At 69.5% G+C, this 9,412-nt stretch carries 10 protein-coding genes; 4 read left to right on the top strand and 6 right to left on the bottom strand.

What is annotated here, in order from left to right; all coding sequences use genetic code 11:
- On the top strand, positions 1-805 hold an 805-nt coding region (locus ACWF94_RS24020; RefSeq protein WP_453492044.1), incomplete at its 5' end, for a hypothetical protein.
- An 86-nt stretch (positions 806-891) separates the two neighbouring features.
- Here ACWF94_RS24020 and ACWF94_RS24015 read toward each other — a convergent pair.
- From ACWF94_RS24015 to ACWF94_RS24005, 3 genes are read right to left on the bottom strand one after another with little or no spacing between them, the layout of a single operon-like run.
- Positions 892-1,980, bottom strand: coding sequence for a FecCD family ABC transporter permease (locus tag ACWF94_RS24015; protein WP_453492041.1), 1,089 nt, complete (start codon positions 1,978-1,980; stop codon positions 892-894).
- A complete protein-coding gene (locus ACWF94_RS24010; RefSeq protein ID WP_453492038.1) occupies positions 1,977-3,008 on the bottom strand; it encodes a FecCD family ABC transporter permease in 1,032 nt (343 codons plus the stop codon). The genes ACWF94_RS24015 and ACWF94_RS24010 overlap by 4 nt, the downstream gene beginning before the upstream one ends.
- 13 nt (positions 3,009-3,021) lie before the next feature.
- Positions 3,022-4,068 (bottom strand): iron-siderophore ABC transporter substrate-binding protein, encoded by a 1,047-nt coding sequence (locus tag ACWF94_RS24005; protein WP_453492035.1) that lies wholly within the window; start codon positions 4,066-4,068, stop codon positions 3,022-3,024.
- 604 nt (positions 4,069-4,672) lie between these two features.
- On the opposite strand from ACWF94_RS24005, the gene ACWF94_RS24000 reads away from it, so the two are divergent.
- Positions 4,673-5,485, top strand: coding sequence for an SAM-dependent methyltransferase (locus tag ACWF94_RS24000; RefSeq protein ID WP_453492032.1), 813 nt, complete (start codon positions 4,673-4,675; stop codon positions 5,483-5,485).
- 144 nt (positions 5,486-5,629) lie between these two features.
- Here the strand turns inward: ACWF94_RS24000 and ACWF94_RS23995 are convergent, their stop codons facing one another.
- Complete coding sequence (locus ACWF94_RS23995; protein ID WP_453492030.1) at positions 5,630-6,532, bottom strand: helix-turn-helix domain-containing protein; 903 nt, start codon at positions 6,530-6,532, stop codon at positions 5,630-5,632.
- A gap of 87 nt (positions 6,533-6,619) precedes the next feature.
- The gene (locus ACWF94_RS23990; protein WP_453492027.1) at positions 6,620-6,892 is read right to left on the bottom strand and encodes a DUF397 domain-containing protein; all 273 of its coding nucleotides are present in this window, start codon (positions 6,890-6,892) and stop codon (positions 6,620-6,622) included.
- Between the two features lie 216 nt (positions 6,893-7,108).
- Here ACWF94_RS23990 and ACWF94_RS23985 point away from each other — a divergent pair, with 216 nt between their 5' ends.
- Positions 7,109-7,588, top strand: coding sequence for an ATP-binding protein (locus ACWF94_RS23985; protein WP_453492024.1), 480 nt, complete (start codon positions 7,109-7,111; stop codon positions 7,586-7,588).
- Between the two features lie 382 nt (positions 7,589-7,970).
- On the opposite strand, the gene ACWF94_RS23980 is transcribed toward ACWF94_RS23985, so the two are convergent.
- On the bottom strand, positions 7,971-8,576 hold the full coding sequence (locus ACWF94_RS23980; protein ID WP_453492021.1) for a TetR family transcriptional regulator: 606 nt from the start codon (positions 8,574-8,576) through the stop codon (positions 7,971-7,973).
- An 82-nt stretch (positions 8,577-8,658) separates the two neighbouring features.
- Between ACWF94_RS23980 and ACWF94_RS23975 the strand changes: the two genes are divergently transcribed.
- On the top strand, positions 8,659-9,412 hold a 754-nt coding region (locus tag ACWF94_RS23975; protein WP_453492018.1), incomplete at its 3' end, for an SDR family oxidoreductase.

Genomic DNA, 9,412 nt, shown 5'->3' with positions numbered 1-9,412 from the left:
GCTCTCCGTCGAATCGCTCGTCCTGCCCATCGAGCCCTATCTCTTCACCGACCGCCAGGTGGCACGGCTGCTGCGGGCGAGGGGAGTCCTCACGGCGGCCTGCATGCGGCGCTTCGGACACGCCTGGCCCGCCCCCTCCCGTGCGGCCCCGGAGACGGGGACGCTCAACCCGGCCAACACGGCACACCGCTACGGCCTGACCGACGAGTCGGCCGCCGCCCGCCACGGCTACCGCCCGCCGCCCGGCACGGCCGCACCGCCGCGGAAGAAAGAGGACCCGGGCCCGCGCCCGGGACCGGGGCAGATGCTCGTCCTGACCGGCACGGCGGCTGACGGGACACCCGCGCGCAGGGACGGGCGCGGGCGGGCGGTCCCGGCCGGGGGGTGTCTGGGAGAGGCAACCGAGGCGCTGTCGGGCGACCCCGAGAAGATCGGGAACCGGGAGCTGGTCGGCGCCGTCAACATCGGCAGCTACCAGGACTCACGGCGCGACCCCCGGGTGGTGGCCGTCTTCCGTGCCTGGTCGCGCTGTATGCAGCGGTACGGCTACGACTACGCCGACCCCGCACAGCCACCCGGCAAGGCCCCGGAGTTCGCCGGGCCCACCGCGAGCCCGGCCGAGATCGCCCTCGCCCTCAGGGACGTGGCCTGCAAACGGGAGACCAATGTGGTCGGCGTCTGGTCGTCGGTGGACGCCGCCTACCAGCGACGGGCGATGGGGGAGAAGCGCCAGGAGCTGGCCGGGGTCGAGCGGGACATCCGCACCCAGCTCGCCAACGCCGACCGGGTGCTGACGGAACACTGACCGGGAGCACCTCGGAACAGTTCTCAGGAACACTCCGGAACCCTGATCAGGGATGCCCCGGGCCGTCGCGGGGGCGCCCCGGGGCCTCAGAGCGCTCCCCTGCGCCGCTCCCGGGTCAGCAGATAGCCGAGGTAGGCGCCGCCGATCGCCATCGTGTAGATACCGACCGGCAGATTCTCGAACAGCGGCAGCTGCTGGGCACAGAGATCGGCGAGTACGAGCAGCAGCCCGCCGGTCAGCGCGGCCAGCAGCAGATGCGGGCCGGCCACCCTCGTGATCCGCTTGGCGATCTGCGGGGCGGTCAGCGCGATGAACGCGATGGGACCGGCGACGCTCACCGCCCCGGCCGAGAGCACGATGGCCAGGACGACGGCGGAGGTCTTGGTGTTGCGCGGCTCGGACCCCAGCCCCTGGGCGATGTCGTCGCCCATCTCGCCGATCCCCAGCCGCCGGGCGATCAGCGCGGTGAGCGGGGCGACGACGAGCAGCACCAGCCAGATGAACCGCGCGTCGTCCCAGGACCGGGCCGCCAGACTGCCATTGATATATGCGGTGAGAACGGAAGCTTTGTCGCGTTCCATGGAATAGACGACATATTGCGTCACCGCCGTACAGATCGCGGCGACCCCGATACCCGCGACCACGAGCCGGGCGGGATTGCGGAACCCGGTCCCCGTCGACACATAGACCAGCGCCATGGCGAGCACCCCGCCGGCGAGCGCACCGGCGGCCACCGGCACCGTCCCCGGGAACATCAGCGCGGCGAACGCGGCGCCCGCGCCCGCTCCCGCGCCGAGCCCGATCACATCCGGGCTGCCGAGGGGGTTGCGGGTGGCCGACTGGAACAGCGCCCCCGACAGGCCCAGCACACAGCCCGTGCCCAGTGCGACGACGAGACGGGGACCGCGCAGCCGCTCCAGGACGAACGCGTTCTTGCCCCGAGCCCCGCCCGAGAGCGCCTCACCGAGTTCGGCGAGCGGAATACCGAGCCGCCCCAGCGACAGGGTGGCGACGGCGGCCACGGCGGTGAGGACCAGCAGGGCGAGCGCGGTGAGGACGGACACCCGACGGACGGGTACGGCGACGGTCCGCCCGAGCGTGAGGAACCCCTTCGGCGAGGAGCCCCGTACCGCCGGCCGCTTTCCGGTACGCGGAACGGCCCGGTCCGGCGTCATGTGTTGCCCCTCATCCTGCGTACCGCGATGAGCAGGGCGGGAGCGCCGACGAAAGCGGTCACGACCCCCACCATCAGCTCCTGGGGGCGCATGACGACGCGCCCCACGACATCCGCCGCCAGCAGCAGCGCCGGTCCGACGATCGCCGAGACCCCGATCTGCCAGCGGAAATCGACCCCGACGACCGCACGCACCACATGCGGAACGGCCAGTCCGACAAACGCGATCGGGCCGACCGCCGCCGTCGCCGCGGCACTCAGCAGCGTGGCCGCGAACAGTCCGCCCGTACGCACCAGCCAGGGGTTCGCCCCGAGGGAGGCCGCCGCCGCGTCGCCGAGCGCGACCGCGTTCAGGCCGCGGCCGAGCACCAGGGCGAGGACGAGCCCCACAGCGGCGAACGGCAGCATCGCCAGGAAGACATCGAAGTCCCGGCCGCCGAGCGCGCCCACCACCCAGTACCGGTAGCTGTCGAACACCTGGGGCCTGGTGAGGGTCACCGCCTGGATGAACGCCATCAGCACCGCGGAGAGCACCGCGCCCGCGAGGACCAGCCGCACCTGGCTTCTGCTCGACCCCATGGATCCGATGACCTGGACGACGACTCCGGCGATCATCGCACCGGGCAGCGCCCACCACATGGTGGCCGTACTGCCCGTGACCCCCAGGAACGCGGTCGCCGTCACAATGCTCGCCGCGGCGCCCGCGTTGATCCCCAGCAGCCCGGGGTCGGCGAGATGGTTGCGGGAGACGCCCTGCATCAGGGTGCCCGCGACCGCCAGACAGAGCCCGGCCAGCACGCCGAGCGCGGTCCGCGGATAGCGGCTCTCGATGATCGTCGTGAGCTGGGCGTCGGCCGAGCCGGCGAGCACCTCGACCACATCGCCGAACGAGGTGGTCCGGCTGCCGAACATGACGCTCGCGAAGAGAGCGAGCGCGAGGGCACCCAGCGCGAGCAGCAGTCCGTACGCCCGCCGGGCAGTGCCCTTGCGCGGGGCGCTGCCCGGCGGTACGCGGGTGGCAGTGGCCATCGGGCGGCCGGACCTACTTGCCGGCGGCGGCGACGGCCTTGTCGATCAGCGGCAGATACCGGTCGATCGTCCACGGCACGGTCAGCGGGTTGATGATCGACGAAGCGGTGACGAAGGAGTTGCTGTCGCCGACCACCACGGCACCCTTCCTGACCGCCGGGATGCTGCCGTACAGCGGCTGCGCCTCGACCTCCTTGCGGTTCTTCTCGTCGCTGTAGAACGTGAAGATCAGGTCACTGTCCTTGAGCTTCTCGGCGTTCTCCAGACCGATGAGCGCCGAGTCGGTGCCCTTGGTCTCCTTGAAGCCGTTCACCACCGGGTCGACGGTGAGACCGAGCGAGGAGACCATCTCGACCCGCTGTTCCTCGGGCTTGAAGACGCCGAGCGTGCCGGGGCCGGTGTTGTAGATGTAGGAGAACTTCACGTTCCGGTACTTCGGCCGGGTCTTGGCGGCGTCCGCGAGCTGCTGCTCGATCCGGGTGGTGAGCTTCTTCGCCTCGGCCGGCTTGCCCAGCGCCTTGGCGACGATGTCGATCTGCTGGTCCCAGTTGGTGCTCCACGGCAGATCGGGGTAGGCGACCGTGGGGGCGATGTCCTTGAGGATGTCGTACTGCTTCTGCGTGACGCCCGACCACGGCGCGAGGATCACATCCGGTTCCAGCTCGGTGATGGCCTCGATGTCGAGTTCCTCGCCGCCGTCGAACTGCTTGGGCAGCTTCTCGCCCGACTTGGTCACGGCCTCGTGGATCCACGGCAGATAGCCGGTCTTGTCACTGCCCCAGGCGTACTTCTCTACGCCCACCGGAGTATGGCCGAGCGCGATGGCCGTCTCGGCCGAACCCTGGCCCAGGGTCACGATCCGCTTGGGCTGCTCGGGGATCTCGGCGGTGCCGAGGGCGCTCTTGATCGACACCGGGAACGCCCCGCCGCCCTGGCCGGCCCCCTCGCTCTTCTTGTCACCGTCATCCGACGACGAGCAGCCGCCGATGGTGAGCACGGCGGCGGTGGCGGTTGCCGCGGCGGCGAGCGCACGACGACGCACGCGAGTGAACCCGAGCATGGATGTTCCTCAAGAGTTGGAGTGCAGGGCCGCCGATCCGGTGCCCGTCGGAAGGGATACCCCTCCCGTGATCCCGCCACGACGGGCACGGTGAACTGCGCACGATCGACTTAGGTGAGCCTAAGCTACATTTGGCGAAACGTTCAACCTGCTCCGGGGTCGTCTGTGACCGGGGGAGGTGTGCCGTCCGCCGCGCGGCCGTGGGCCGGGACCCGGTGACCCTGCGTCCCGGGGCTCAAGGGCTCGGGGCTCGGGGCTCGCGCGATCCTTCCGAATCCTTACGGGGGTGGTGACCGGGGGGCGAGGATTTCCGGTGTGCCGGGTGTGCCGGGTATGGCGGGAGCGAGTGAGTGAACCCGGGCCGCGCCCGGCACCGGAGGCCGTCCGATGGCGGATTCGGGTCGAGTGAGCACCTGACCCTGAGTCATCCACCCTGCTGGAGGCGGCGTATCCCCGCACTCCGGGCCGACCGCCCGTACGAATATGGCCGAAAGCCCACCCTATGGACAGGTGCCCGCTTCCTTGGCCTATGCCGGGTCCCGGCCCGTCCCTAGCATGGTCGTCTTCATGGCTGCTGTTTTCTACGGACGCGGGTGAGTGCGGGATGCAAGAAGAGTCGTGGCGCCCTGACGCCATCGACACCACGGTGCCCAGCGTGGCACGGATGTACGACTACTACCTGGGGGGCAGCGACAACTACGAGTCGGACCGTGTGGCGTCCGAGGAGCTGCTCAAGCAGGTCCCCAGCACCAAGGTGCTGGCGGTCAACAACCGCCGGTTCCTCCAGCGCGTGGTGCGCGTTCTGGCCACTGAGTACGGCATACGCCAGTTCGTCGACCACGGGTCGGGTCTGCCCACCCAGGACAATGTCCACCAGGTCGCCCAGGCCGTCGACCCCGAGTCCAGGGTGGTCTACGTCGACAACGACCCGATCGTGCTGGCGCACGGCCGGGCGCTGCTGGACGAGAACGACCGGACCGCGGTCATCCAGGCCGATATGCGGGACACCGAGGGCATCTTCTCTCATGCGGAGACGACCCGACTGATCGATTTCAGCCAACCCGTAGCCGCGCTCTTCGTGTCGGTCATGCACTGCATACCGGACGAGGACGACCCGGGCGCCCTGGTCCGGCGGGTCGCGGAGCGGCTGGTTCCGGGCAGCTTCCTCGTTGTCTGTCAACTCGTCAGCGACCGCCCGGATATCCGGAAGTTCGTCACCGACTTCATGGCCGAGGCGACCGGCGGCCACTGGGGCAGGGTGCGTGAGGAGCGCGAAGTCAGCGAGTACTTCAACGGCCTTCAGATCCTCGAACCGGGCCTGGTGGAGGTCTCCACCTGGCGCCCGGACAACGATCTGGCACCCGTCCAGCAGACGGACGAGTGGATCGAGTGGGGTGGCGTCGCCCGCCTCGGGTGACCGGTCCTGATCCCGCCAGGCGCCCGGCCCGGCGACGGCGCACCGCGAGGTGCCGGCCGGCCGGGCGCACGGCAACCGCCGAAGCATGTTTCCGCCGAAGAGCGTTTCTGAAGCGTGCCGAGCGGCCGGTGGTCGTCGCCGGGATCAGAAGGCGCTCAGCCGCTCCTGCAGCACCGTGAGCGACTCCGCGGGGGTGAGCGCACACGCGCCCAGCCGGTCCAGCATGTTCCGGTACTGCTCGACGGTCGCCGGCTTCTGGGTGAAGGTCGAGTCCGTCAGATGCTCGATGTACACGGCGTCCTTCAGGTCACCCAGCGCGAAGCGCAGATAGCTGACGCCCGTGCCGACGCCGACCGCGGCCGACACGTCCAGCGGGGCGATCTGCAGCGTGACCCGGGGGCGTGCCATCATCGTGACCAGGTGTTCGAGCTGCTCACGCATCACAGCGCGCCCGCCGACCGTCCGCATCAGAACGGACTCGTCGATCATCGCCCACAGATGCGGCGCGTCGGGGTGGTCGAGGTGGCGCTGCCGCTCCTGCCGCAGCTCGACCCGGCGCAGCGCCTCGTGCGACAGCACCTGGCCGGGTCCCGCCTGGATCACCGCACGGGTGTAAGCGGGGGTCTGGAGCAGGCCGGGCACATAGAACGGCTCATAGGTGCGGATACGTTCCGCCGCGCCTTCGAGGGAGACCAGCGGGGTGAAGAAGTCGGAGAGGACATCGCTGAAGGAACGCCACCAGTCGCTGCGGCGGGACTGGTCCACCAGCCGGAGGAACTCGGCGACGCGCTCCTCGCCGTCCACCCCGTAGAGTCCGAGCAGCGCGATGGCGTCCTCGCGCTTGCACCCATGGCGCCCCAGTTCGATTCGGCTGGTTTTCGACCGTGAGAAGCCGAGGCGGCCGTCGACGTCGGCAGGATCGAGCCCGGCGGCCACGCGCAGCTCGCGCAGTTTGCCGCCAAGGATCAACTTGAGCGCTGTGGGGTTCTTCTCCACCGCACCCAGAGGTCGGACGAACAACGACTCATTCGGGTCGGTTGCAGCCATGGGGGCGCTCCTGCGGACGCTCGGAAGGTGCCAGTATCCACCACCGGCCCGCCGCTGGGGTGGGACGGGGGTGCCCTAGGGCGATTTTCAGTCAAACACCGAGTCGAAGTCGCCACTTCGGGCGCCCGCCACGAACGCCGCTATCTCGTCGCGCGTATAGATCAGCGCCGGTCCCTGAGGGTCGCGGGAGTTGCGTATCGCCACGCTTCCGCCGGGCAGTTCCGCCAATTCCACACAGTTCCCAGTTGCATTGCTATGACTGCTCTTGGTCCATGTGACCGAGTTGAGTGCACTCGCCCGCATACCGTTGAAGAAACGCTCCACCGCAACAGCCCCTTGCCTCTTCGTACGTTCGTTCATGCCACCCTAGGGTCTCGTGAATGCAATCCCATCTGCAATCCCAGATGCAATTGCATTCTTGCGCGGTGCTCGACCATACTCGTCCACGGCGGCCAGTCCCGAGCGCCCGAGTCCGAATCCTCCAGGGGGACATGACCAGTGACGACCCATGTGTCAGCCTCATCGAGCACGAGCACCAGGCACGCTGTCCGGTTCCACGGTGCCGATCCTGGCGCGGTGCGGTCGCCCGGTCCGGCTGCCCCGGGCGAGCCGCCGTGGGGACCGGGTCAGGACGTCAGCCCCGGAGGCTTCGCCGCGTGCGGCCTCGACGGAAAGCTCCGCAACGCGCCCCAGGCGCGCCGGTTCGTCGCCGCCACCCTCGACGGGTGGGCGCTGCGCGGCATGGTCCCCGACGCGGGCCTGGTCGTCAGTGAACTGGTCACCAACGCGGTCCAGCACGCGCTGGTGCCGGGAGCGCCCGATGCCGGGGAGTACCCCGTCTGGCTCGGCATATTCCGGCAACCCGACGCTGTCGTCTGCGCGGTCACCGACCCCAGCTCCACCCCGCCCGAGCCGCGCGACGCCGCGGCCTGCGCGCAGGGCGGCCGGGGTCTCGCACTGATCAGCGCGCTGAGCCGGAGCTGGTCCTGGTCGCTGACGCCTCCTCGGGGGAAGACGGTCTGGGCGTCCCTGCCGCTTCAGTCGCCCCCCGGCTGATACGGCGTCACCGGCGCGTACGGCCTGAGCAGTCCGTACGACACCAGCGGTTCGTACGACATCAGCGGTCCGTACGGCGCGATCGGCCCCGGCGGACGCCCTTCGTCGCTGGGTGCTCCTCACTGTGAAGAATGCTTTCGCCGGTTCCGTCCCCCGGCTGGCCTGCCGGCCGTCCGGCGGGTGGTTCACGCCGTCCCGGGCCTCCTGAGCCCGATTCCGCGCGGGCGCGGTCACATGGGGCTGGACGAGGTGCGCTGCGCATGAGCGAGATGCACTGCGCGACGAGCACCCTCCGGGCGGCCTCCGCGTGATGGCCCAACCGCCAGTGACCCATCCTCCCTTGGCTGTCGTCGTGCGCCCGCCGGAGATTACGGGACAGCCCTTAGGGACCCTGTGGTGTCGGCGCCTCCAGCAGTCGTCGCACTGCTTCGTGCAGACTGCGGCGGCGGAGTTCGCGCGTACCGTCCTGGCCGCCGATCTCGCGGACCGCCGGTGACGCGATCGTCCAGGCGCCGACGAGGCCCAGGATGTAGGTGAGGATGTGGACGGCGGGCATCGCGGTGTCCAGGCGTCCCGTGCCCTGCGCTTCGGCGATCAGGTCCGTCTTCCTGCGGTAAGAAGTGAGTTCGACCTCGGATACGGCGGGCCGTTCCAGGTTGCGCCAGGTGAACAGGCGCATCAGTCCGGGTCGGTCCTCCAGATAGTCCAGCAGCCGGCCGCTGTAGCCGGGCAGGTCGTCGGCGTCGAAGGGCACGGTGTCGAGCATCGCCTCCACATTGCGCACGACGACCTCGTCGAACAGCCGTTCCTTGTCGCCGAAGTAGACATAGATCAGCCGCTTGTTGGCGGCGGCCTTCCCGGCGATGCGATCGACGCGGGCGCCCGCCAGGCCGTGTTCCTGGAACTCGTCGAACCCTGCGGCCAGCAGCCGCTCCTGTGTCGCACGAGACTGGCGCTGCTTGGTAGTCAGCGCAGGGGATTCGTTCATGCCCACATGTTACCTAACTGGCTAGATACCATCGAGCCCTATAGTCTCTAACCAGATAGATACCGAGACTGAAGGAGCGATGATGACATCCACCTGGTTCATCACCGGAACATCCAGCGGCTTCGGACGCCAGCTGACCGAGGTGCTGCTCGACCGAGGCGACCGGGTCGCCGCCACCCTGCGCGACCCCGCCCGGCTCGACGATCTCGCCGCGCGTCACGGCGACCGGCTGTGGCGCGCGGAGCTGGATGTCACCGACACCGCACGTCTGCGGGAGGTCGTCGACACCGCGTTCGCCGACCTCGGCCGCATCGATGTGGTGGTGTCCAACGCCGGTTACGGCGTCATCGGCCTGGCCGAGGAACTGTCCGACGAGCAGATCAGGCGTCAGTTGGACACCAATGTGATCGCCCCTGTCCAGCTCGCGCGCGCGGTCACGCCGCATCTGCGCGCGCAGGGCGGCGGCAATTTCCTGCAGATCTCCAGCATGGGCGCCCATGTCGCCTTCCCCGCCATGTCGCTCTATCACACCAGCAAGTGGGGCATCGAGGGCTTCTTCGAGGCGTACGCACTGGAGACCGAGCCGTTCGGCATCCACACCACGCTGATCGAACCGGGCATGGTCGCCACCGACTTCTACGGCTCGGCGGACGTCGCCCCCTCACGGCTGCCCGCCTACGCCGGCACCCAGGCCGCGGATTTCACCCACGGCAGGGGCGGCGTGCCCCTGGAAGCCATGCCCGGTGATCCGCGCAAGGTCGCCGAGGTCATCGTCCGTACAGGCGACCTCAAGGAACCGCCGCGGCGGCGGGTTCTGGGCTCGGATGCCTATCAGC

The sequence above is a fragment of the Streptomyces sp. NPDC055078 genome (assembly GCF_053607985.1).
This window is presented reverse-complemented; position numbering and strand designations above follow the sequence as displayed.

Coding starts and splice junctions, on each gene's coding strand:
- ACWF94_RS24015 (WP_453492041.1), bottom strand. CDS start 1,980: ATGACGCCGGACCGGGCCGTTCCGCGTACCGGAAAGCGGCCGGCGGTA.
- ACWF94_RS24010 (WP_453492038.1), bottom strand. CDS start 3,008: ATGGCCACTGCCACCCGCGTACCGCCGGGCAGCGCCCCGCGCAAGGGC.
- ACWF94_RS24005 (WP_453492035.1), bottom strand. CDS start 4,068: ATGCTCGGGTTCACTCGCGTGCGTCGTCGTGCGCTCGCCGCCGCGGCA.
- ACWF94_RS24000 (WP_453492032.1), top strand. CDS start 4,673: ATGCAAGAAGAGTCGTGGCGCCCTGACGCCATCGACACCACGGTGCCC.
- ACWF94_RS23995 (WP_453492030.1), bottom strand. CDS start 6,532: ATGGCTGCAACCGACCCGAATGAGTCGTTGTTCGTCCGACCTCTGGGT.
- ACWF94_RS23990 (WP_453492027.1), bottom strand. CDS start 6,892: ATGAACGAACGTACGAAGAGGCAAGGGGCTGTTGCGGTGGAGCGTTTC.
- ACWF94_RS23980 (WP_453492021.1), bottom strand. CDS start 8,576: ATGAACGAATCCCCTGCGCTGACTACCAAGCAGCGCCAGTCTCGTGCG.